Origin of the sequence: Amycolatopsis vastitatis (genome assembly GCF_002234595.1) — a bacterium.
Lineage (GTDB): Bacteria > Actinomycetota > Actinomycetes > Mycobacteriales > Pseudonocardiaceae > Amycolatopsis > Amycolatopsis vastitatis.
The window spans coordinates 54,606-77,103 of record NZ_NMUL01000069.1; the positions used below are offsets into that span (position 1 = coordinate 54,606).

The window sequence follows — 22,498 nt, forward strand, 5'->3', positions numbered from 1 at the left end:
CGCAGTCACGTCTGCGAGGCGATGGCCTCTTCGGCGCTGGGATAGGTGGGGAAGAAGTCCCCGAGGCCGATCAGGGCGAACGTCCGGCTCAGCCGGTCGGGCACAGCCGCCAGCGCGACGCCGGCTTCGGCCTCCTCGGCCAAGTTGCGGGCGGCGATGAGCGCCGAAATGCCGCTGGAGTCGCAGAACGTCACCCCGGCGAGGTCCACCACCAGCAGCTGTCCCCGCTCCAGGGTGAGGGCGCCGAACTCGGCGCGCAGCCGGGGTGCCGTCGCCACGTCGACCTCGCCGCTGACGGTGACGACCGGCCCGGCCCCGGTGGCGCGGGTGGTGGCGGAGAAGGGGGTGGTCACGGTCGATCGCCTCCGGGCAGCGGGATGCTCAACGCCAGCAGCGCGGTGTCGTCCTCGACGCCGTCGCCGAAGCCGGCGAGCAGGCCGGTCACCGCCGTGATCACCGACTGCGCGGTGGCCGGTGCCAAGCCGGTCAGGTCCGCCCGCAGCCGCTCTTCGCTGTAGCGGGTGCGGCCGTGGGTGCGGGCTTCGGTCAGCCCGTCGGTGTAGAGCAGCAAGGCGTCGCCCGGCCGCAGGACCACGTCGTCGGCGACGAACCGCGCGCCGGGCAGCGCGCCGACCAGCTGGCCGCCCGGGGCGGGCAGGAACGCGGACGTGCCGTCGGCGCGGATCAGCAGCGCCGGCGGGTGCCCGCCGGTCGCGAGGGTGACCCGGGCGCTGTCGCCCTCGGGCCGGATGTGCCCGTGGATCACGGTGCAGTAGCGCGGATCGCTGCCGCGGTACTCGTGGTGGAGCACGGTGTTGAGGTGCGCCAGCACGGACGCCGGGTCCGCCTCGTACACCGCGGCCGCGCGCAGCGTGTAGCGCGCCAGCGACGTCACCACGGCCGCGGCGGCGCCCTTCCCGGACACGTCGCCGAGGAAGAACCCCCACGTGCCACCGGTCAGCGGGAACAGGTCGTAGAAGTCGCCGCCGACCTCGTCGGCCGACGCGGGGTGGTAGTACGCCGCGACCCGCATGCCGGGCACCTCGGGCAGGGCGGGCGGCAGCAGGGTCCGCTGCAGCGTCCGCGCCAGCCGCTGCACCCGGTCGCGCTCGCGTTCGGCTTCTTCCCGCGCCCGCAGCAGCTCCTGCTCGTAGGCGCGCCGGTCGCTCGCGTCGAAGATCGTGGTGCGGATCAGCTGCGCCTGGCCGTCGCTGCCGGTCTTGACCGTCGAGGTGACCAGCACCGGCAGCCGCGTCCCGTCCGCGGCCTTGAGTTCGAAGGCGACTCCGCCCAGCTCGCCCTGCATGCGCAGCAGCGGCGCGAAGTGCGTCTCGTGGTAGATCCGGCCGCCGACGGTCAGCAGGTCGGCGAACCGGCGGCGGCCGACGACCTCGTCGCGGGCGTAGCCGAGCCAGCCGAGCAGCGTCGCGTTGATCTTCGCGATCGTGCCGTCCAGCAACGTCGAGAGGTAGCCGCAGGGTGCGTGCTCGTAGAGGTCTTCCGCGCTGTCCTCCAGCAAAGCCGAGAACGCCGGTCCGGCGCCCTCCTGACCGTCCGGGCCGGGGTGGTCCCCGGCCTCGCACATCATGGGCCGCTCACGAACGCCGTGATCGCGGCGGCCGTGGTCTCCGGCGCGCTGAGCTGCGGGCAGTGCCCGGTCGCGTCCAGCGTCACCAGCGTGCTGCCCGCGATCTGCTCGTGGGTGAACCGCCCGACCTCCCGCGGCGCGATGGCGTCGTTCAGGCACTCGATCACCAGCGTGGGGACGGTGACCTTGGCCAGATCGGCGCGGTTGTCGGACAGGAACGTCGCCCTGGCGAAGACCCGCGCGATCGCCGGATCGGTGCGGCAGAAGCTGTTCGTCAGCTCCTCGCCCAGCTCCGGGCGGTCCGGGTTGCCCATGATCACCGGCGCCATCGTCGCCGACCAGCCCAGGTAGTTCGACTCCAGCGCTTCGAGCAGCTCGTCGATGTCGGCGCGGCTGAACCCGCCGCGGTAGCCGCCGTCGTCGAGGTAGCACGGCGACGGCGTGAGCAGCACCAGCTTCGCGAACCGGGCCGGCTCGAGGTTGGCCGCCAGCACCGCGATCATCGCGCTGACCGAGTGCCCCACCAGCACGACGTCCCGCAGGTCCAGCTCGCGGCAGATGGCCAGGACGTCGTCGGCGTAGCCGTCGAGGCTGCCGTAGCGCTCGGCGCTCCAGGCCGACAGGTCCGAGCGCCCGGCGCCGGTGTGGTCGAACAGCACCACCCGGTACCGCCGCGCCAGCTCGGGGACGACGAGGCGCCACAGGTTCTGGTCACAGCCGAACCCGTGCGCCAGCAGGACCACCGGCCCGTCTTCGCGCCCGGTGACGACCACGTTGTTCCTGTCGCGCATGCTCACCGCCACATCCTGCCACCCGCCCGCGCCGCGCGTGCGCTGAGCGGATTTTCAGCGACGGCCTGCTCGACGGCGCTGGGCGAACCCGTCGAGCAGGCAGTCGAGGCCCAGCTCGAACCGGGAGTCCGCGGTGAGGTCCGGCATGTCGTGGAGCCAGGGCGCGAGCGAGTCGTCGGCCATCTCGCCCGCGTACGACGGCAGGTCCGCGGTCGAGCCGATGCCGAACCGGCCGAGCAGCTCGAGCTCCCGGCTGACGCTCATCGCCGTGCCGGTGACGTAGTTGTCCAGCAGCGAGGCGTAGGCGACGGCGGGCGTGAGGCCCGCGCCGTCGAGCACGGTCATCAGGAACGCGGCCCGCCGCATGGTGCGGGGGCCGAACGGCGGGCGGCTGTCCACCAGCTCGGCGTACCAGCCGTGCCTGCCGATCATCGCCCAGAGGCTCGTCGCGAGCCCGCGCAGGTCGCCGCGCCAGTCGCCGCTCGGCGCGGACGGCACGGCGACCTCGGCCGACACCTCGTCCAGCATGAGGTCGACCAGGCCGTCCTTGTTGAGCACGTAGCGGTACAGCGACATCGGCGTCGACACGCCGAGCGCGTCGGCCACGGCGCGCATCGTCAGGGCGGCGACCCCGCCGGCGTCGGCGACCTCGATCGCGGTGCGCACGACCGCCGCGCGGGTGAGCGCGTTCTTCCGGCCCGGCGGCTCCGGGTGGTGCCAGATCAGCGGTTCCGGGGGTGGCATGCGCGGAGTGTACAACGTACAGTCGCGTGTACCACGTACATTCCGGAGGGGCGGATGGAACTCAGGGGCATCAACTACGACACGGGTTTCGGGGGCGCGGTCGGCGACCGGTCGCGCGTCGGCTTCGAGCCCGCGGTGGTGCGGCGGGAGCTGGAGATCATCGCGCGGGACCTGCACTGCGACACGGTCCGGATCAGCGGGGACGACCCGGACCGCCTCGCGCTGGCCGCGCACGCCGCGATCGACGCCGGGCTGCGCGTGTGGTTCGCGCCCTTCCCGATGGACCTGACGCCGCCGCGGCTGCGCCCCTACCTCGCGGACTGCGCCCGCCGGGCGGAGGAGATCCGGACGCGGGACCCGGAGACCGTGCTCGTGCTCGGCTGCGAGATGTCGTTGTTCTGCACCGGGTTCATGCCCGGCGCGTACCTGATGGAACGCTTGCGGAGCGCGGGGAACCTCGAAGCGTGGGCCACGTTCTCGCCCGAGTGGGACTTCGCCGAGGTGCTGCGCGACATCGCCGCGGACGCGCGGGAGCACTTCGGCGGCAAGATCACTTACGCCGCCGGGGACTGGGAAGACGTCGACTGGTCGGGGTTCGACTTCGCCGCCGTCGACCTGTACCGCTCGGCCGGCAACGCCGGCGACTTCGCCGAGCGCGTGCGCACCCACCGGAGCCACGGCAAGCCGCTGGTCGTCACGGAGTTCGGCTGCTGCACCCACCGGGGCGCGGCCGACGCCGGCGGCACGGGCTGGACGATCGTCGACTTCGAGTCCGAACCCCGCGTGCTGAACGGCGACTACGTCCGCGACGAGGCCGGGCAGGCGGCGTACTTCACCGAGCTGATGGACGTCTTCGAGGGAGAAGGCGTGCACGGCGCGTTCTGGTTCACCTTCGCCGGCTACGAGTACCCGTTCGACCCCGGGCCGCGGCGGGACCTCGATCTGGCCAGTTACGGCGCGGTCAAGGTGCTCCGCGGCCCGGGCACCGCGTATCCCGGCCTGGCGTGGGAGCCGAAGGAGGTCTTCCACACGATCGCGGCCCGGTTCGGCCGGTGATCAGCCGGCGAGCGCGTCGTCCCGCGTGGTCTTCACGGCCAGCGCTTCGTGCAGGCCCGTCAGCTGCAGGGTGCGGTTGACGACGCCGTGCTCGGGGGCGACGACGCGGACCCGCGTGTGGTCGCCGGCCACGCGGCGGGCCTCGAGCAGGACCGTGATGCCGATGGAGGCGAGGAAGGAGACCTCGGTCAGGTCGACCACCAGCAGGGCTGGGGCGTCGGCCAGGGCCGTGGTGATCGCTTCGCTCAGCACGGGGGCGCTCAGCAGGTCGACCTCGCCGGCCGCCGCCAGCACCACGGCGCCGTCGGAGTGGTCCGGGGTCACGCGCAGGAGATCTTGGGGCTGCAGCCGGTTGCCGTCAGCGATCACGATCACCCCAGGCTTGCTTCGACGACCGCGCTGCCATGTCGGATTCCCTTCTCCGCCGGTCCTGACCGCGGTCCCGGCTCCGGTGGCCGGACCGCTCCGGAATCGGTGGTACCCCGGCTCGTCGAAGACCAAACATGCGGAAACGACCCGAACGGTGGGCTCAGGGTGACTGCTCGGCCGCCGCGCGGACCAGGGTGTCGGTGGCCCACCGGTAGTCCGGTTTGCCCGAGGGGGAGCGCTCGATGCGGGGGACGACGTGGGTGAGGCGGGGCAGCTTGTAGCGCGCGATCAGCGGGGCGAGGTGCGCTTCGAGGGCTTCGCGGCTCACGTCGTCCGCGGTGGGGTCGAGCTGGAGGACGGCGGCGACCCGCTGGCCCCACCGGGGGTCGGGGATGCCCGCGACGACGGCGTCGGCGATCGCCGGGTGGGACTTCAGCGCGGCTTCGACCTCCTCGGGGTGGATCTTCTCGCCGCCGGAGTTGATGCAGATCGAGCCGCGGCCGAGGAAGCAGACCGTGCCGTCGGCGGCCACCGTGGCCTGGTCGCCGGTCAGGGCCCAGCGGACGCCGCCGGCTTCGACGAAGGTGCGCGCGGTCTTTTCGGGGTCCCGGTAGTAGCCGAGCGCGATGTGGCCGCGGCGGGCCACCTGGCCGACGACGCCGCTGCCGGGCTCGACCGGCTCGAGCGCGTCGTCGAGGACCGTGGTGGTCTCGTTGACGGTGAAGTGCCGTCTCTCGTCCACGCCCGCCCCGCTGTGCCCGGTCTCGGTGGACCCGAAACTGTCCACGATGAACAGGTCGGGCAGGTGCCCGCACAGGCGGTCGCGGACCTGCCGGGTGAGCAGCGCGCCCGCGCTGGCGATGATCTTCAGCGTCGGCAGCGGCCGGGGGTGCGCGTCGAGGGCTTCGATGAGCGGCACGGCCATCGCGTCGCCGACGATCATCATCGTCTGGCAGCCCTGCTCCTCGATGAGGCGGACGGCCGCGTCGCCGGAGTACTTGCGGACCAGGCAGACCTTGCTGCCGCCCAGGAAACTGATGAACGAGGCCAGCACCGACGTGCCGTGCATGAGCGGGGGTGCGGAGAACATCACGAGCGGATCGGCCGCCGCCGCACGCGGGCCGGCGTCCTCGGGCTTCGTGAGGCCGACGACACCGGCGCTCATGCCGCCGAAGAGCAGGTCTTCGTGGCGCCACACGACGCCCTTGGGCAGGCCGGTGGTGCCGCCGGTATAGATGATCAGCCGGTCGTCGGCCGACCGCGCGGGGAATCCGCCGCGGTCGCCGGGCTGGGCGGCCAGCGCTTCCTCGTACCGCTGGGTGCCGGGGAGCGGCTCGCCGGTGCCGACGGCCAGGAGGTGCCGCAGCTTGGGCACGTCCGGCAGGACGGCGGCCACGCGGTCGGCGAAGTCGGTGTCGTACACCAGCCCGACGAGGTCCGCGTTGTCGTAGAGGTAACGCAGCTCTTCGCGGACGTACCGGAAGTTGACGTTGATCGGCACCGCGCGGATCTTCAGCAGCGCGAGCAGGGTTTCGAGGTACTCCGGGCCGTTCATCAGGTGGCACCCGACGTGGTCACCCGCCCCGATGCCCGCCGCGGCGAAGTGGTGCGCGAGCCGGTTGGCGCGCTGGTCCAGCTCCCGGTAGGTGAGGGTCTGCCCCTCGGCGTACACGGCTGCGCGCTCGGGGACCGCGTCGGCGATGTTCTCGAAGAGGTCCGCCAGGTTGAACTCCATCACGCCTCCCGCAGCTGCGGGGCGGTGGTGCCGCCGAGCGGGAGGGCGGGCAGGCCGAGCTTGCGGTGGTCCCAGGACCGCGTCCGCTCGACGTCGAGGCGGACGGCGACCCGCTTGGCGAGCATGAACTCGACCATCGGGCGGGTTTCTTCGGTGTAGGGGCCGTTGTACCGCTCCCAGAGGTTGACGCCGACCGCCCACAGCGCGTCGGCGTCGTCGACGATCTCGGCTCGCCCTTCCAGCGAGACACCGCGCAGCGCGTCGTAGGTGTCGCCGGTCTCGACCAGCACGGTGACCCGGCCGTCGCGGCGCAGGTTCGTCGCCTTCTGGGACTTGGCCTTGGTCTCGAACCACAGCACGCCGTCGATGACGGCGTACCACATCGCGACGAGGTGGGGCTGTCCCGAAGGTGCGACCGTGGCGAGTGTCGCGACCCGCTGCCGGTGCAAGAACTCCGTGATCTCCGCGGCGGACATCACGATCTGCTCGCGCTGGTTCACGCCCATGAGAGCCCCTTTGCCACTCGATGAGACATAGTACAGAATGAGACTATGTCTCATAGCCAACCGGAAAGCCTCGCCGTGCGCAAGAGGCGGGCGACGAACGCGCGGATCGCCGCGTCGGCGGCCCGGCTGGCCGGTCTGCACGGGGTCGGCGGCACGACGGTGGACCAGATCGCGGCGGACGCCGAAGTCGCCCGTGCGACCTTCTTCCGTTACTACGACACCAAGGAGAGCGCGGTTGCCGAGGGCATCACCGGGCCGTGGCTCACCCTGGTGACCGAAGCGATCGCCCGCCAGCCGGGCGACCTGCCGGCGAAGGAAGCCCTGGTGACGGCCTTCGGCGAACTCGCGGCCGAGTTCCCGGCGCACGCCGGCCAGATCCGCGAACTGGCCCGGCTCACCCGCTCGTCGCCGGCCCTGGGCGCCTGGACCGCGCAGACCTACCACCGCTACGAGCAGGCGATCGCCGGACTCCTCACGCCCCGCTTCGGCGACCTCACCGGCCACGACCCCCGGCCGCGCCTGCTGGCCGCCCTGGCGATGGCCGCGGTCCGCATCTCCCTCGACGACTGGGTCGACCACGGCGGAGCCCTCCCAGACCTCATCCACCGCGCCCTGAGCACGATCACCATCGACCCGGCCTAGCCCGCCCCGCCCCTCCAAACCCGCGAGTCGACCCTCCAGGCACGCGAGTCGACCCTTCAATCACACGAGCCGACCCTCCAAGCACGCGAGTCGACCCTGCGGGTACGTGAGCCGACCCTCCATGTACGGAACTCGCGTGATTGAGCCCGTAACTCGCGTGACTGGGCTCGGAACTTGTGTACCTGGAGGGTCGGCTGGCGTACCCAGAGGGTCGGGTCGCGTACCTGGGGGGTCGGGTCAGGGGAGGGGTTCGGAGCGGTAGCGGGTTATTTGGTCCAGCAACGCCGTCACCCCCGGGTCGGCCGGGCACTCGCGGAGGAGGCGCTCGAGAGGTGCCAGGCGGTCCTTGGGGCGGACCGATCCCAGGCCACGGGCCAAATCGACCGCCTCGACGCCGACGCGTCCGGCTTCGTCGAAGTCGCCTCGCAGCGCGTGGTTCTGGGCCAGCATGATCAGGGTCAGCGATCGGCTGCGGGCCATCTCCGCGCCGTAGCGGCCGGCCGCGTCCGTCAGCTGGGTGATCGCGTCGCCGCTGTGAGCCGGCGAGGCTGGGGAGGCCAGCTCGGTCAGGACCGTTCCGCGCATCGCGGCCATGTCCGCCGCTCCGAAGAACGCTTCCCACGGCCGCGGTTCCGGCCAGGTTCCCGCTTGCGCGAACGCGGCTTCGGCCTCCTCCAGCCGGAGGAGGGCCGCCCGTTCCGCGCCGCCCATGGCGAGGGCCCACGCGTCGTTGGCCGTCAGGATCGCCAGTGCCCGGCGGGAATCGGACCGCAGGGCGGCGGCCCGCCCGTGCGCGAACTCCGTCAGCGCGCCGGTGACGTCGTGGCGGTGCAGGTGCACGCGGCCGAGCCGGTAGCGGATGTTCGCCACGAGGTTGTCGTTGCCCGCCTCGGTCGCCAGCTCCAGCGCGCGCTCGAAACGACGTCGTGCCGGGCCGCCGTGCCCGATGTCGAACTCCGTCCAGCCCAGGAGGTTGTGCACGTCGGCCAGCACGGTGAACAGCCTCGCCCGCAACGGCTCCGGCACCACGCCCCAGTGCAGCAGGAGGCTCGCCGTCTTGACCACCCGGACGGCGTCCCGGCAGAACCCGCCGCCCTGCCGGTAGTCCAGCGCCCGCAGCACCCCCACGGCCGCTTCCAGTCCTTCGACGTCGGTGGTCTCGATCCGGATCGGCAGGGGCATCCCATCGCCCGTCGTCGTCACCATGACCTCACCTCGCGCCACCTGCACGGCATGGTCGGTCGTCAGCATCGGCACGACGGAAATACCCACGGCGGGCCCGGAAGAAACGGGCCCGCCGTGGGTCACTCGATCGGGGAAACTTTCAGTGCCGGTACCCCGGCGAGGCGACCAGCCGCACCGGGACTCCGCCCCGGACCGTGCCGAGATCGGTCAGCGCCACGGTTTCGAGGCCGTTCCCCGCACCGCCGTCGCTGGTCACGGCCAGGGCGAGCGTGTTGTGCCCGTTCGGGTTCAGGATGCCGTTCGGCAGCGCGAACGTGTGTTGTGGACCGACGTCGGCGATGTACTGCCCGAGGTTCCACCCGTTCACGAAGATCAGCGCCCGGTAGTGGCCGCCCGACCGCGGCGTCGCCGGGTCGCCGATGGTCAGGCCCAGCGAGGCGTCCTGTCCCTTCGGGACGTTCAGGGTGAAGTTCGTGCGGTACCACGTGGTGCCCGGCGCCGCTGTCGCGGCGGGGACCTGCCCCGCCGCCCAGCGGGCGTCCGGGTAACCCGGCAGGGACCAGCCCGCGCGCTCGCCGTCGAGGCCGCCGTTGTTCAGCGGGCCCCGCACCGGATCCGTGACGCCGCCCCGGATCTTCCACGCCACCCCGGTGAGCGACGACGAGATGAGCCCACGGCCTTCCTTGTGGGCGTCGTTGACGCCGCCGTCCTCGTTGTGGCCGTTGTTGCGCACCATCACCGAAAGGACGTGCTCGTCGTCCCCGCGCAGCTCCTCCGGCACGGCGAAGGTGGCCGTGCCGCTCGTCGGCGGAGACGCCAGCGCACTCGGCAGTACGTGCTGGCCGAGATAACGCCCGTCTAGCCACGCCTGCAGCATCCCGGCGCCGCCACCGCCGTAGGTCAGGCTCAACTCGGCCGGGACCGGACCGCTCGAGTGCCCCCGGTACCAGACGTCGCCGGTGTGGAAGCCGTAGTCGTCGGCGGTGAGGACCGGTTGCCCCGCCGGGGGTTTGGTCGTGCTCGCGGTACTCGTCTTGTCCGCGGGCAGCCACCCCCGGTCGTCGTAGGCGACGGCCGATTCGGGCGAGCCGGGAGCCTGCTTCCACCCGGTCAGCCGCGGCAGCTCGACCGCCGCCGGGCCGGGCAGCTGCGCCGTCGCCAGCAGACTCGACGACGTCGTCCGCCGCGCCGGGACCGGCCGTCCGTTCCACGAGACCATCGCCGCGGGACCCCACACTTCGAGGTCACTGGCCCGGGCGGTGTCGCCGGTCAGCGCCAGGAACGGGCCGAACGACCGGGCGGTGCGCAGCAGCGCCGGGCCGCGGACGAGGACGGGGCCGGCCGCGGTGTCCTGACGCCAGAACGTGTCGGCGGTCGTGTCGTCGGCCAGCAGCAGGGTCACCGGAGCCCGGCCGCCGCCGGAGATCCGGACCCGAGTCAGTCCATTGTGGATGTAGTTGAGCCGCAGGTCGCCCTTCGCGGCGTCCCAGGTGGCCGTGGCGGCGCCGGAAAGGACGTCCACACGAGGTTGTGTCGCGTACCGCAGCGTCGTTTCCCCGTCTTCGCCGAGACGGCCGTTCAGCAGCACGGTGCCGTCGACCGAGGTCATGATCTCCGACGTCGAGTACACCAGGTGCTGGCCCGCGAGGTCGAAGTTCGCCACGAGGTGCTTGGCGTCCTGGCCGTTCAGCCGCAACGTGCCCGCCTGCGGGACCGTGTACGCACCGTCCGGTGTGGACACTCCGAAGGTGAAAGCGTCGTCCGTGGTGGCCTTCGACGGGTTGTGCACCGGCAGGTAGAAGTGCGTCTTCGTGTCCGGGTTGACGTTGTGGTAGACCTTCACGGCCGTCGACGACGGCGTGACGGGGTCCGCCTTGTCCTGCTTGGTGATCGGCGGCACCGCCTGCAGGAAGTAGCCCAGCTCCTTCATCGTCAGCGCCTTCGGCCGCAGCTGGCGGCCTTCGTCGATGGCCGCGCCGTAGTCGTACGACGAGTAGACGACCGGGGCCGGCAGCCAGCCCCACGACGTCCCGCCGAAGGTCATGTAGAAGTTCTGGATGGTCAGGCCGTTCGCGATGTTGGTGCCGTAGAACACGCGCTCGTAGCCAGGGCCTTGGCGGACGGCCGTGCACGGGTAGGTCCCGTTGCTGCCCCAGTAGTCGAACCAGCCGCCGCCGAACTCGGCGGTGAACCCGGGCGTGTTCGGCGACGCGCTCGCGCCGCCCTTCGCGCCGCCCGGCCCGTAAAGTCCCCAGTCCGGCGCGTTGCTCGGCGGTCCCGGGGTGGCGTCGGGGCGGCAGGTGCCCGCCGGGTAGGTGTCCCACGCGTAGAGGTCGACCTTGCCCGGCACGGTGCCGGGCACGCCGGAGTCCGGCGGGACCCAGATCCCGTTGCGGCCCTTGTCGTTGTGGAAGATCGGGACGCCGATGCCGTCGGCCCGCACCTTGTCGTAGAGGTGCGCGACGTAGTTCTGCTGGGACACGCCGGTGGCGGCCAGCTCGTTCTCGATCTGGTAGAGGATCACCGAGCCGCGGCCGTCGGTGTACTGGTGCCGCGCGATGATCCGGTCGATCTGCGACAGCCACTCGTCGGCCGCCGCGAGGTAGTCCGGCGCGTCGCTGCGGGCTTTGCCCTCCTGCGTGGCCAGCCAGCCGGGGAAGCCGCCGCCGGTGACCTCGGCGTTGATGTACGGCCCGGGCCGCGCGATGACGTACAGCCCGGCCTCGGCCGCGAGGTCGAGCACCCGGTCCATGTCGCGGACGCCGGTGAAGTCGTAGACCCCGGGCGCGGGCGAGTGGTAGTTCCAGTCGAAGTAGATCGAGACGGCGTTGTAGCCGGTGGCCTTCATCTTCTGCAGCACGTCCCGCCACAGGTCCGGGCTGGGCAGCCGGAACGGGTGGAACTCGCCGGACCAGACGAACTGCCGCCGCCCGTCCAGCATCAGCGAGTACTTGTCGAACGTGACCTGGTGCCGGGCGTGCGGGGCCGCCTCGGCCACGGGTGCGCTGCTCAGCCCGGCCGCCGTGGCCAGCGCGAGCGCGAGGGCGAGAAGACGACGTCTCATCGTCAGAGCCTTTCGGGACGCAGGAACTGCGACAGCGGCAGCCGGGCTTGGGCCATGGCCCGCGCGACGAGCGCGGCGTACTGCTCGGCGCCGTACCGGCTGAGGTGGGTGGCGTCGTCGACGCCGTCGTGGGCGAGCGTCAGGTACAACGCCCAGGAAGCGGCTTCGCCCAGGCCTTCCACCAGGGCCTGGCTGCGCGCGGTCAGGTCGAGCAGCGGCGTCTTCCGCTGCCGCGCGACGTCGCGCATCACCGCCGGCAGGTCCACACCGAGGTTGTTGACCACGAGACCCAGGGGTGTGAGCTTGCCGTCCGCGCCGAACCGGTGCCGCACCGGCGGGGTGACCAGCACCGCGAACCCGCCCTGCGCCCGGACGCCGTCGATCAGCGTCGCGAGGTTGGCCCGGTAGACGTCTTCGGTCGTCTGCTTGTCGTTGTGGGCCAGCTGGATCAGCACCTCGTCGCCGGGGCGGACCATCGGGCGCACGCGGGGGAAGTAGCGCGGGTCGGCGAGGTAGCTGACCGTGCTCGCGCCGGACTGCGCGTAGTTCCGCACGCTCGGCCCGGCCCGGAAGTTCTCGGGCAAGGCCTGGGCCCAGCCGTTCTTCGGCAGGTTCGTCCAGTCGGCGGCGGTGGAGTCGCTGATCACGAAGATCCGCGGCGCCCTCGGCTTGGGTGTCACGGCGATCCGGACCGGCTGCGGCGCCGTCCCGGTGAGCCGGACCTGAAGCCCGGCGGTGCCCGGTCCGTCCTCCCCGCTCGGCATGCCCTCGGGCGTGCGCACCTCGACGGTCACCGACCGGTGGACGTACTGCCCCGGTTTCGTGTCCACCGGGGCGAGCGCGATCCGCCGCGCCTCGACGTCGAGGCCGGTCGACCCGGCGTCCCGGCCGCCCAGGACCACTTCGATCTCGTAGTCGCCCGACGGCACGGCGAACGAGCACGAGCCGTCGCACACGGTCCAGTGCGGGGACGCGGCCGCCGGGACCGCGCCGAACGCGAGCACGGCGGCCAGCGCCAGTCCGAGGATCTTCACGGTGCTTCCTCCGGGGCGATGGCGAGCAGCGCGATGGTGGCCAGGTTGCGCTGGGCGAAGTCGTTGGTCGCGAACGTGGCGAAGTCGCCGGCCGGGTTCGTGGTGGTCCGGGTCGGGATCTCCGTCACCGGAGTGGCCACGGCGGAGCCGGTGACGCGTTCCGCGGGCGGCCACGGCTTGCCCGCCGGGTCGCTCGTGAACTGGTCCCAGCCGCGTTTGCGCAGGCTCGCGTCACCGAGCTGCTCGCCCGCCCAGGCCGTGACGCGCGAGTAGATCGTCTTGAACAGCCCGGGGTTGAAGTCGCGGCCGTACCGGGCGATCTTCTCCGCCGACGGCGCCTGGGCGTATCGGGCGAAGTCCAGGTAGGTCCGGCGGAACTCCGGGACGTCGACCAGGTCGAGGGTCTCCCAGAGGATCTGCTCGCCGAGGAAGGCCATCGACAGGTTGTAGCCGCCGTCGAAGTCGCCCTTCTCCAGGTTCACGAGGTGGCCGGTCGCCGGGTCGAAGCCGACCGCGCCGCCCGCCTCGCCGGTGAAGAGCCCGGCGGGGAACGTGGCGATGTCCTTCATGCCGGTGACGATCCGGTCGCGCCAGCGGACGTCGCCGGTGCGCTCCCACTCCGTCAGCCAGTTGCTGACCAGCGCGTACCAGTCCGGTCCGATCCGGACGCGGGCCGGCGCCTTCGTCTGCGGCGGCAGGACTTCGCGCAGGGGATCGACCGTGCGCAGGGTCTCGTCCACCTGCAGCGACGACCGGATGAGGTCGCCCAGCAGCTCGTCGGCGGTGAGGTAGTAGGAGAACCGTTTCGTGAACGACTCGCCGACCCGGGCCTCCTTGGCGCCGTCGCCCCAGTGCACGACGGCGTGCCGCGACCCGAGCCCGGCGAACCGGCCGCTGTGGTGGGTGTCCACTTCGGACACGTGCTGGGTCATGGCGTGCGCGAGCCGGAACGTCCGGGGATCACCCGAACGCAGGTAGGCGTACCAGAGCAGGGCGTCCGTGCCGAGCTCGGCGTTGTCCCAGGCGTACCCGCCGACGTCGTAGCGCCACTCGTGGCGGTCGGCGTCGTAGGTGTGCATGACGTCGCCGTAGTGCCAGAACCCGTACCACTCGCGCTCGTCGACCTGGTCGGCGTAGAAGCCGATCTCGCGGGCGATCCCGTCTTCGAGAGCCGCGCGGGCGGGTGTGCCGCGGTCGGGAAGGCTCCAGCGGCCGAACACCCCGGCCGCGTGGTAGGTCGCGGGGTCCGTGACGAGCTGCGGCGGCGCGGTCAGCGTGGCCGAGAGCGCGGCGATCGTGTCCCGGGGCGGGGTGGTCGCCAGCGCCCACAGCCGCAGCTCGGTCGAGCGCACCATGCCCTGCGGCGTCGCGAAACCTTCTTGGACGTCTTCGTAGGACAGGTCGAGCCCGTGCGCGACCGTGTCGTAGGTCCGCAGGTCCATCGCCGGTGCCAGCGGGGAGTACGACCAGAGCGTCACCGAGGCGGTGTCCGTGGCCGCGCCGCGGATGTCCAGCGAGCGCGGGGCGCGCTGCCAGAAGTCACGCAGGCCGAAGCCCAGCCCGCCGCCGACCCCGCCGACGTAACCGAAGCCGGACGCACGGTCGCCGCGGCCGGCGTGCTTCAGCCAGCTGCCCGCGGCCGTGGTGCGTTTCCACACCGCGAAGTGCCGGGCTGACTCCTGGAACAGCGTGAAGTCGTTCCACAGGGCCAGGTTCTGGTAGCCGTCGCGCACCTGCTGGCCCCACTGCGCGACCGGTGGCGTGGCGGTGCCGTCGGTCTGGGCCTTCCGGACCGCCGAGCCGGGGTCGCGGCGCAGGCCGGTGAGCACGCGGACGGGCTCGCCCCACACGCCGCCCGCGGCCGTGCCGAAGCGGACGTGCCGGTTGTGCGGCTCGTCGGTCAGCGGGACCGAGAACCGCAGGCCCAGCCCGCGGACGAAGTCGTGGTTTTCGTCGGCGTCCCAGCGGAAGCTGTGCACGACACGCAGGGAGTCGCCCGCGCCGAGGTAGACCCGCAGGGTCCAGGGCAGGATCGCCCGGGGACCGCGGCCGTGGTCGCGCCGGTACCGGCCGGTCAGCTTCACCACCGCGCGCACCGGCCCGGACTGCTCGACCTCGGCGCGTTCGACGATCCCCGTCCAGTCTTCGCGGCGGGGTGCCCGGGCGTCGCCGCCGTCGTCGTCCGGCTGGTCCTGCAGCCGCAGCACGAGCTCACCGTCGCGGGCGACGACCCGGCCGGCGCGCGAAATCGACGGCACGGCGGTGGGGCCCGTCGTCGCGATCTTCAGCTCGACTGTTCCGTTGCTCAGGACGATTTCGCGGGGCGAACGCCGCACGGTGACCGGCGCCGCCGGTGCCGCGGGCGTGCCCGGGGTCAGCTTGAAGGTTTCCGCCGTGGCCGACGACGTCACGGCGTGCCCGGTCCACTTGACCGAACCGTCCGGCCAGTACGCCAGCGGCCACGACTGCACCGGCACCGGCGCGCCGTCGGCGGCGTGCAGGGCCAGCGGGACGGTCCGGGACAGCGTTCCCCGCGGCCACGGCACGCCGAAGGCGCAGCCCACCGGGGCGGCCGGTTTGCCGTCCAGCCAGTGCAGGCGCACTTCGCCGCCGCCGGACGCCGCGGAGGGGACAGCCGCAGTGGCCATCGATGGGGTGACAGTGGTGGCGGCCAGGGCCGATACACCGCCGAGGAAGACTCTTCGGGAGAGGGGGAACTGCGAGGACATCGTCGGCCTCCGGATCGGCTTGTCGCTGCCGCGATGAACCGATTCAAACCAGAGCGTTCCCGGGTTGTCAACCCGCTCGACCCAATCAGTCCAGTCCGTGAGTAAGCGCTTTCTCGATGATCGGATGAACGGCTGCATCCGTTCGACCGATTCGAAAGTATCGGTGCGATCATTGCTGGTTGACGCCGCCCGCGCGCGGACTTACCGTGCTTGAACCGATTCAAGACCGAATTCCGGTGAGCTCGCCCGGTGGTGGTCTCCAGAAGGGAAATTCGATGAACGGACGGTTCGGGGTGCGTGCCGGCCTGGTGGCGGCCGTGGCGGTCACACTGGCGGGACTGGTCACGGGGTGCGGCGGCGGGGGTGACGCGTCGGGGAGCACGACGATCCGCTTCGTCTGGTGGGGCAACGAAGACCGGGCGAAGGTCACGAAGGCCGCGGTCGATCTGTTCATGAAGGACAATCCGGGCATCACCGTCCAGACGGAGTACGCCGCCTACGACGCGTACTTCCAGAAGCTGTCCACCCAGGTGGCCGGGGGCGCGTCACCGGACCTGATCCAGCTGGACCGCGCCACGCTCGGCGAGTACCAGCACCGCCACGTGCTCGAGGACCTGAGTGCGTCCGTTGGCAAGACGATCGACGTCACCGGGATCGCTCCCGCGCTGCTGGCGGGCGGGAAGATCGACGGCAAGCAGTACGCCGTCCCGGGCGGGCAGACCACGCAAATGCTCGCCTACGACCCGGCGGTCTTCACCAAGGCTGGGGTCGAACCGCCGTCCGGGCCGGGCAAGAGCTGGACCTGGGCGCAGTTCGCCGACGGGCTCCGCAAGGTCGGCGCGACCGGCGTGGCCGGGACGACCGACTTCGGCTGGGCCGTCGACTGGTTCGAGGTGTGGCTGCACCAGCACGGCAAGCAGCTCTACACCGACGACGGCAAGCTCGGGTTCACCGCCGCCGACCTGACGCAGTTCTGGACGCTGACCGGCGACCTGCGGGCGGGCAAAGCCGTCACGGCGCCCGAGGTCACCGCGAAGATGGACGGCTCGATGCCGAACTCGGGCCTGGTCACCAAGCACGCCGGGTCGGAGGTCAACTACGACTCCAGCCTGTCGGCCTACCTGTCCAGCTACGGCCCGGGGATCAAGGCCGCGCCGCTGCCCAGCGACGGCCCGGCGTCCGGCATGGCCGCCATGCCGCCGGTGACCTTCGCCGTCGCGCAGCGCTCGGCGCACAAGGACGCCGCGGCCAAGCTGCTGAGCTTCCTGGTCAACGACCCGGAAGCGGGCAAGCTGCTGGGCGTCGCGCGCGGCCTGCCGCCGAACACCGCGATCCGCGAGCAGGTCTGCGGCACGGCCCAGGCGGCCACGAAGGCTGTGTGCGACTACGAGAAGTCCGTCGCCGACCGGATCGGCCCGGCGACCGGCCTGTGGCCCACCGGTTCCGCGGCGATCAAGCGGGACTTCCAGCGCGTGTACGACGACGTGATCTTCGGCCGGACGAGCGTCGCCGACGGGGCCGCCCGCCTGGTGCAGACCGCACAGCAGTCGCTCGGGTCCTGAGGGAGGACACGATGACGCAAGCCGTACTGGACCGGCCGGTGGTGCCGGAACGGGCCGCGCCCCGCCGTCGCCGGGCCGGCCATGGCGCCGGGTACCTGTTCCTGTCGCCCTGGCTGATCGGGGTGCTGGTGCTGACCATCGGCCCGATGATCGCGTCGCTGTACCTGTCGTTCACCGACTACGACCTGTTCGACTCGCCGCGCTGGGTCGGCCTGGACAACTACGTCACGATGTTCACCCGCGACGACCGGTTCTGGCACGCGGCGGGCGTGACCGCGACGTACGTCGGGCTGTCGGTGCCGCTCAAGCTCGGGCTGGCGCTCGCGGTGGCGATGCTGCTGAACCGGGCGCGTCGCGGCGCCGGGCTGTACCGCTCGGCGTTCTACGCGCCCTCGCTGCTCGGCGCGAGCGTGAGCCTCGCCCTGGTGTGGCGCGCGATGTTCTCGACCGGCGGCACGGTGGACCGGGTGCTGGCCGCGTTCGGCCTGGACACCGGCGGCTGGGCCGACCAGCCGCAGTTCGCGCTGCTGACCGTGATCGCGCTGGCGGTGTGGCAGTTCGGCGCGCCGATGGTCATCTTCCTGGCCGGGCTCAAGCAGATCCCGAAGGAGCTGTACGAGGCGGCGGAGCTCGACGGCGCCGGCCCCGTCCGCCGCTTCCGCTCGGTGACCCTGCCGATGCTGTCCCCGGTCCTGCTGTTCAACCTGGTGCTGGAGACCATCCACGCGTTCCAGTCGTTCACCGGCGCGTTCGTCGTCAGCAGCGGGCGCGGCGGGCCGAGCGACTCGACCCTGCTCTACACGCTGTACCTCTACCAGCGCGGGTTCACCGACTTCCGGATGGGCTTCGCCTCGGCGATGGCGTGGGTGCTGCTGGTGGTGATCGGCGTGCTCACCGCGCTGCTGTTCCGCGGCTCGCGCCGGTTCGTCTTCTACGCGGGGGAGTCCCGATGACCCGCCGGTCGTGGGGATGGCACGTGCTGATGGTGCTCATCCTGCTGGTGCTGCTGTACCCGGTCGGCTGGCTGGTCTCGGCGTCGTTCAAGCCCGCGGAGGAAGTGCTGGCCGGGCTGTCGCTGCTGCCGTCCCACCCCACGGGGGACAACTACACGCAGGTGTTCGGCGGCGTCGCCGGTTACGGCGTGTGGCACTACTTCGCCAACTCCCTGGTGATCTCGGTCGGTGCCGTGCTCGGGAACGTGCTGTCCTGCTCGGTGACGGCCTACGCGTTCGCCCGGCTGCACTTCCGCGGCCGCGGGCCGATGTTCGGCTTCATGCTCTCCACCATCATGCTGCCGCAGCACGTCGTGCTCATCCCGCAGTACGTGATCTTCCAGAAGCTCGGGCTCGTCAACACGTTCTGGCCGCTCGTCCTGCCGAAGTTCCTGGCCACCGACGCCTTCTTCGTGTTCCTGATGGTGCAGTTCATCCGCAGCCTGCCCGGCGAGCTGGACGAGGCCGCGACGATCGACGGCTGCGGGCCGGTGCGGACGTTCCGGTACGTGATCGCGCCGCTGCTGCGGCCGGCCCTGATCACCACCGCGATCTTCACGTTCATCTGGACCTGGAACGACTTCTTCTCGCAGCTGATCTACCTCAACGACCCGGCGAAGTTCACGCTGCCGCTGGCCCTGCAGATCTTCGTCGACCAGACCAGCCAGTCGGCGTTCGGCCCGATGTTCGCCATGTCGGTGCTCGCGCTGCTGCCGATCGGGCTGTTCTTCTTCGCCTTCCAGCGGTACCTGGTCGAAGGCGTGGCGACGTCGGGGCTGAAGGGATGAGCACGCTCACCCGGTACCGCTCGCTGGGGCTGCTGGCCGAAGTGCTCTTCGTGGGTGTGCTGGTCTGTGTCGCGTCGGTTTTCGTGGTGACGGCGCTGGCCGCGGCGGCGGCCGGTTCGGTCGTGCTCACCGAGGTCGTGGCGGACGGCCGGACACCCACCGTGCGCCGGTTCTTCGGGGAGTTCCGCGCGGCGCTCGCCCATCCGGTGGCCGTCCTGGCTCCGGCGGGACTGCTGCTCGTCGGCGGGGTCGACGTCGTCGCGGTGCTGGGCGGGCTGCCCGGCGGCCGCGCTTTCGGCGCCGTCCTCGGGGTGGTGCTCGGCGCGCTCCTGGCGGCCGGCCTGCGCGGCGCCGCGGCCTGGCGGCCGGGCCGCGGCTGGCCGGAGGTGCTGGCGGCGGCCGGCCGGGAGACCGTGCTGGACTGGCGTGGCAGCGCCGGGCTGGTCACGGCGATCGTCGTGGTGGCGGTCGTCGTCGGGCAGGCGCCGGCGTTCGCCGTCGTCGCCCCGGGGCTGCTCGTGCTGGCCGCCGTCGCGGTCCGCGCCCGGGAGCGGCGGTGAAGCCGGCGATCAGCATCCGCGACGTCGCGATCCGGGCCGAGGTGTCGGTCGGCACGGTGTCCAACGTGCTGAACCGCCCGGACGTGGTCGCCGCCGCGACCCGCGAGCGGGTGCTCGCCGCGATCGACGACCTGGGGTACGTCCGCAACGAGCCGGCGCGGCAGCTGCGGTCCGGGACCGCCCGCACGATCGGGCTGGTGGTGCCGGACGTGGGCAACCCGTTCTTCACCGACGTCGCCCGCGGCGTCGAAGCGGCGGCGAGCGCGGCCGGGCACGCGGTGATCCTCTGCAACAGCGACGAGTCGGTGGCCCGCGAACGCGGGCACGTCGAGCTGCTGGCCTCGCAACGGGTGCACGGCGTGCTGATCACCCCGGTGCAGGCCGGCCCGGTGCCGCTGCGGCAGCTGCAGGACCGGGGGATCTCGGTGGTCCTGCTGGACCACCCGACGGCCGAGGAGGACCTGTGCTCGGTGGCGGTGGACGACCGCCACGGCGGCGAGCTGGCGGTCACCCACCTGCTCGCCGAGGGCTGCGAGCGGATCGTGATGGTCAACGGCCCGGCGGGCATCCACCAGGCGGCCGAACGCCACCGCGGCGCCCGGGACGCCCTCCGCCTGGCCGGGCGTGCTCCGGACGTCCTCGAGGTGCTCACCGCACCGGCCCTGAACGTTTCGTGCGGCCTGCGGGCCGGCGAGCAGCTGCTGGCCAGGGCCGTGCTGCCCGACGCCGTCTTCTGCGCGAACGACCTGCTGGCGCTGGGCCTGCTCCAGGCCACGGTGCGCGCGGGGGTGCGGGTCCCGGAGGACCTGGCGATCGTCGGCTACGACGACATCGACTTCGCCGCCGCGGCCGCGGTCCCGCTGACGTCGGTCCGCCAGCCGCGGCACGAGATCGGCCGCACGGCCGCGTCCCTGGTCATCGCCGAAACCCAGTCGCCGGAGGAACACGTGCACCGGCATGTGGTCTTCACACCCGAGCTGGTCGTCCGCGAATCGAGCCGTCGGCCGCGGCGGGTGCGAAGCGCCGGAGGGGCCGCCGCGGGGTGAGTGGACGTTCAACCGGTGGCAGAGGCGTGCCCTTTCTCCAGGTCGTACATCAATGAGTCGTACACCGGCGCGTCGTCGAACGGCTGCAGCCTGCCGAACATCCGCCAGCCCCAGGACAGGTACGCGGTGCGAGCCGGGACGTTGTCCGGCTTGACGAGCAAGGTAGCTCGTTCTTCAGGCCGGCCTGCGAGCAGCTCGTCGTGCAGCCGGCGGGCGTAGCCGCGTCGCTGCCGGCTCGGCAGCACCATCAGCTGAGTGACGGCGAACGTGCGCCGGCCGTTCTCTTCGAGAACCGGCGGAGCGACGTCCCCGCGGAACCCGCGCCACCAGCCGGAGCGGTCCGGCAAGGTGTAGCCCAGGGTGTAGCCCACGAGCTCGTCGTTGATCCAACCCGTGACCAGCTCGAAGCCGGGCCACTTGGCGTAGGCCTCGAGCCGCTCCCAGAACCGGTCCGGAGCGAAGAACGGATTGCCGAGCAACTCGGCGTAGACCTCGGTGTAGACCGTGAGCAGGAGCCGGCGCAGCTCGTGCATACCGGCAGCGTCATGGTCGTGGAGAACGAGTTCGGGCGTCGATGTCGTCATCACGAGACCAAAGCGGCGTAGCGCTCGGAGAGCTGGTCGACGCCGGGAGCCCGGTAGGTCGAGATGACGCGCATGACCCGGCCCAGCTCCAAGGTGACGCGCCAGCTGTCGAGCCCCCCGGCGATGGCGTCGAGTACCTCGTCGGCAGCTTCGACGGCTCCATCGACCGCGCCGGAGGCCGCGCGCGCAGTCATCCGCGATGACGGCCCAAGATTGCGTGCCGCGTCTTCGGCCGCGCGGGAGAAGCGCAGGCCCTCACGCGGACGGCCGACCAGGTTGCTTTGAAAGCCCAGGCCGGCCAGGGCCCGGGTCTCGATCTCCCCGTCTCCGGCCTGGCGGGAGATGGTCAAGGCGTCGGTGAAGCTGGCACGGGCGACCTCGTGCCGGCCGGCGTCGCACGCCAACCAGCCGGTCCGGATTTGCAGATCGCCGGTGGCTTCGAGCATCGCTTGGCCGACGCTCGCGCGGTAGCTGCCCTGCTCGAGCATGAGGTTGGCCTCGCGCACGGTAGCCACTCCGGCCTGCCAGAGAGTTTCGCCCCCGTGGCGGTGGTCGAGGTTGCACAGTCGCTCCGTGGTCCGCTGCAGCCGTTGCACGTCAGCCATGCCGATGCTGCCGAAGACCTCGATACCGATACCCGTGGTGGCGGTCGCGGCTACGCCCCACTTCATCAGCGTCCGTCGCTTCATGGGATCGGACGGTACCTCCGCCTCGGTCGGCATGCTGCCCCATTCGGCGATTGCGGGAGATGCGAGGCTTTCGGCCAGCAGGTCTTCCAGGCCACTGGCGGTGACTTTGAGCGCCTGAGCCAGCTTCAGCCGCTTGTGGGGGAGTGGCTCGGTCTCGCCCGCTTCCCACCGAACGATGGTGCTGCGGTCGGTGTCGAGCGCCTCGGCCAGGGCTTCCTGCGTGTACCCGGCCGCCTTGCGTGCGCGGGCCAGGCGTGTCCGCTTGGCGGCCATGATCCACTCCCCTCGGTTACAGTGCGAGATCGTCACATTACCGCAGGTCAGCCCGCTGCGTGCGGCACCCACGCGGCTTTCTTGCGCTCTTCGCGCTCTGGTTCGGCGGGCTTGCCCGCACGAAGGTGACACCCATGACGCTGATCGTTCAATCCGTCGCCGAGTCACCCTCGCTCGCGGTCGACGCGCCGCCGGCCTACGGCTACCTGCGCGTACCCGACGATGTACCGGACCACCAGGTGCTCCGGCTCGAGCGGGCCTTGATCGCGTTCGCCGAATCCGAGGGCTTGTCCTTCGCCGGCTTCTTCTTCGAGTTCGAGTGGGGCTTGCGCAAGGGGTTCAACGACCTGATCGCCGAGCTGGTCCGCACCGGCGCCCATCACGTCGTCGTGCCGAGCCTCCGGCATCTGGCCCTGAGCACTCGGCTGCAGGACGCCAGGCAAGACCGCTTGGCGCGCGAAGCCGGCGCTGTGGTCCTTGCCAGGCTGCCGTCCGTCGTCAATCCGTCCACATAGGACCGTACCGTGGTGGCGACGACCTCCGGCCGGACGCGTTCACAGA

The 22,498-nt window shown here is 71.7% G+C and carries 21 protein-coding genes; 8 read left to right on the forward strand and 13 right to left on the reverse strand.

Annotation, left to right across the window (positions count from 1 at the left end):
* Positions 1-5 precede the first annotated feature (5 nt).
* The 4 genes from CF165_RS45600 to CF165_RS45615 are packed head-to-tail and all read right to left on the reverse strand — an operon-like array spanning position 6 to position 3,123.
* The gene (locus tag CF165_RS45600; protein ID WP_093953859.1) at positions 6-353 is read right to left on the reverse strand and encodes an STAS domain-containing protein; all 348 of its coding nucleotides are present in this window, start codon (positions 351-353) and stop codon (positions 6-8) included.
* A complete protein-coding gene (locus tag CF165_RS45605; RefSeq protein WP_240522113.1) occupies positions 350-1,588 on the reverse strand; it encodes a PP2C family protein-serine/threonine phosphatase in 1,239 nt (412 codons plus the stop codon). The genes CF165_RS45600 and CF165_RS45605 overlap by 4 nt, the downstream gene beginning before the upstream one ends.
* Entirely contained in the window at positions 1,585-2,385 is an 801-nt protein-coding gene (locus CF165_RS45610; protein WP_093953860.1) for an alpha/beta fold hydrolase, read from the reverse strand. Before CF165_RS45610 ends, CF165_RS45605 begins: the two co-directional genes overlap by 4 nt.
* A 48-nt stretch (positions 2,386-2,433) precedes the next feature.
* Positions 2,434-3,123 carry a TetR/AcrR family transcriptional regulator gene (locus tag CF165_RS45615; RefSeq protein ID WP_093953861.1) on the reverse strand — a complete coding sequence of 230 codons (690 nt, stop codon included), beginning with the start codon at positions 3,121-3,123 and terminating at the stop codon, positions 2,434-2,436.
* A gap of 54 nt (positions 3,124-3,177) precedes the next feature.
* Between CF165_RS45615 and CF165_RS45620 the strand changes: the two genes are divergently transcribed.
* Complete coding sequence (locus CF165_RS45620) at positions 3,178-4,179, forward strand: glycoside hydrolase family 113 protein (protein ID WP_093953862.1); 1,002 nt, start codon at positions 3,178-3,180, stop codon at positions 4,177-4,179.
* Here CF165_RS45620 and CF165_RS45625 read toward each other — a convergent pair whose 3' ends face one another.
* From CF165_RS45625 to CF165_RS45635, 3 genes are all read right to left on the reverse strand, one after another.
* Entirely contained in the window at positions 4,180-4,554 is a 375-nt protein-coding gene (locus CF165_RS45625) for an STAS domain-containing protein (RefSeq protein WP_093953863.1), read from the reverse strand.
* A gap of 154 nt (positions 4,555-4,708) precedes the next feature.
* Complete coding sequence (locus CF165_RS45630; protein ID WP_093953864.1) at positions 4,709-6,283, reverse strand: acyl-CoA synthetase; 1,575 nt, start codon at positions 6,281-6,283, stop codon at positions 4,709-4,711.
* Complete coding sequence (locus CF165_RS45635; protein ID WP_093953865.1) at positions 6,283-6,789, reverse strand: pyridoxamine 5'-phosphate oxidase family protein; 507 nt, start codon at positions 6,787-6,789, stop codon at positions 6,283-6,285. The genes CF165_RS45630 and CF165_RS45635 overlap by 1 nt, the downstream gene beginning before the upstream one ends.
* Positions 6,790-6,834: 45 nt before the next feature.
* Here CF165_RS45635 and CF165_RS45640 point away from each other — a divergent pair, with 45 nt between their 5' ends.
* Positions 6,835-7,431 carry an acyl-CoA-like ligand-binding transcription factor gene (locus CF165_RS45640; RefSeq protein ID WP_093953866.1) on the forward strand — a complete coding sequence of 199 codons (597 nt, stop codon included), beginning with the start codon at positions 6,835-6,837 and terminating at the stop codon, positions 7,429-7,431.
* Between the two features lie 237 nt (positions 7,432-7,668).
* On the opposite strand, the gene CF165_RS45645 is transcribed toward CF165_RS45640, so the two are convergent.
* Genes CF165_RS45645 through CF165_RS45660 form a run of 4 tightly spaced genes read right to left on the reverse strand, consistent with a single transcriptional unit; the run spans position 7,669 to position 15,362 of the window.
* The gene (locus tag CF165_RS45645; RefSeq protein ID WP_500676272.1) at positions 7,669-8,697 is read right to left on the reverse strand and encodes an NsdA family TPR-like regulatory protein; all 1,029 of its coding nucleotides are present in this window, start codon (positions 8,695-8,697) and stop codon (positions 7,669-7,671) included.
* 58 nt (positions 8,698-8,755) lie between these two features.
* Positions 8,756-11,680, reverse strand: a complete 2,925-nt coding sequence (locus CF165_RS45650; protein WP_093953867.1) for a beta-galactosidase — start codon at positions 11,678-11,680, stop codon at positions 8,756-8,758.
* 2 nt (positions 11,681-11,682) lie between these two features.
* On the reverse strand, positions 11,683-12,714 hold the full coding sequence (locus CF165_RS45655) for an SGNH/GDSL hydrolase family protein (protein ID WP_093953868.1): 1,032 nt from the start codon (positions 12,712-12,714) through the stop codon (positions 11,683-11,685).
* Complete coding sequence (locus CF165_RS45660; protein WP_240522115.1) at positions 12,711-15,362, reverse strand: exo-rhamnogalacturonan lyase family protein; 2,652 nt, start codon at positions 15,360-15,362, stop codon at positions 12,711-12,713. The genes CF165_RS45655 and CF165_RS45660 overlap by 4 nt, the downstream gene beginning before the upstream one ends.
* Positions 15,363-15,718: 356 nt before the next feature.
* Here CF165_RS45660 and CF165_RS45665 point away from each other — a divergent pair, with 356 nt between their 5' ends.
* Genes CF165_RS45665 through CF165_RS45685 form a run of 5 tightly spaced genes read left to right on the forward strand, consistent with a single transcriptional unit; the run spans position 15,719 to position 20,391 of the window.
* Entirely contained in the window at positions 15,719-17,005 is a 1,287-nt protein-coding gene (locus tag CF165_RS45665) for an ABC transporter substrate-binding protein (protein WP_093953870.1), read from the forward strand.
* A gap of 11 nt (positions 17,006-17,016) precedes the next feature.
* On the forward strand, positions 17,017-17,958 hold the full coding sequence (locus CF165_RS45670; protein ID WP_093953871.1) for a carbohydrate ABC transporter permease: 942 nt from the start codon (positions 17,017-17,019) through the stop codon (positions 17,956-17,958).
* On the forward strand, positions 17,955-18,785 hold the full coding sequence (locus CF165_RS45675) for a carbohydrate ABC transporter permease (RefSeq protein WP_093953872.1): 831 nt from the start codon (positions 17,955-17,957) through the stop codon (positions 18,783-18,785). The genes CF165_RS45670 and CF165_RS45675 overlap by 4 nt, the downstream gene beginning before the upstream one ends.
* The gene (locus CF165_RS45680; RefSeq protein WP_093953873.1) at positions 18,782-19,345 is read left to right on the forward strand and encodes a hypothetical protein; all 564 of its coding nucleotides are present in this window, start codon (positions 18,782-18,784) and stop codon (positions 19,343-19,345) included. Before CF165_RS45675 ends, CF165_RS45680 begins: the two co-directional genes overlap by 4 nt.
* Positions 19,342-20,391, forward strand: a complete 1,050-nt coding sequence (locus tag CF165_RS45685) for a LacI family DNA-binding transcriptional regulator (RefSeq protein WP_093953874.1) — start codon at positions 19,342-19,344, stop codon at positions 20,389-20,391. Before CF165_RS45680 ends, CF165_RS45685 begins: the two co-directional genes overlap by 4 nt.
* An 8-nt stretch (positions 20,392-20,399) precedes the next feature.
* Here the strand turns inward: CF165_RS45685 and CF165_RS45690 are convergent, their stop codons facing one another.
* Both CF165_RS45690 and CF165_RS45695 read right to left on the reverse strand, forming a co-directional pair.
* Complete coding sequence (locus CF165_RS45690; protein ID WP_240522116.1) at positions 20,400-20,924, reverse strand: GNAT family N-acetyltransferase; 525 nt, start codon at positions 20,922-20,924, stop codon at positions 20,400-20,402.
* A gap of 50 nt (positions 20,925-20,974) precedes the next feature.
* Positions 20,975-21,937 carry a helix-turn-helix transcriptional regulator gene (locus CF165_RS45695; RefSeq protein ID WP_093953875.1) on the reverse strand — a complete coding sequence of 321 codons (963 nt, stop codon included), beginning with the start codon at positions 21,935-21,937 and terminating at the stop codon, positions 20,975-20,977.
* Between the two features lie 134 nt (positions 21,938-22,071).
* Between CF165_RS45695 and CF165_RS45700 the strand changes: the two genes are divergently transcribed.
* Complete coding sequence (locus CF165_RS45700; protein WP_093953876.1) at positions 22,072-22,452, forward strand: hypothetical protein; 381 nt, start codon at positions 22,072-22,074, stop codon at positions 22,450-22,452.
* The last annotated feature ends 46 nt before the right edge of the window (positions 22,453-22,498 follow it).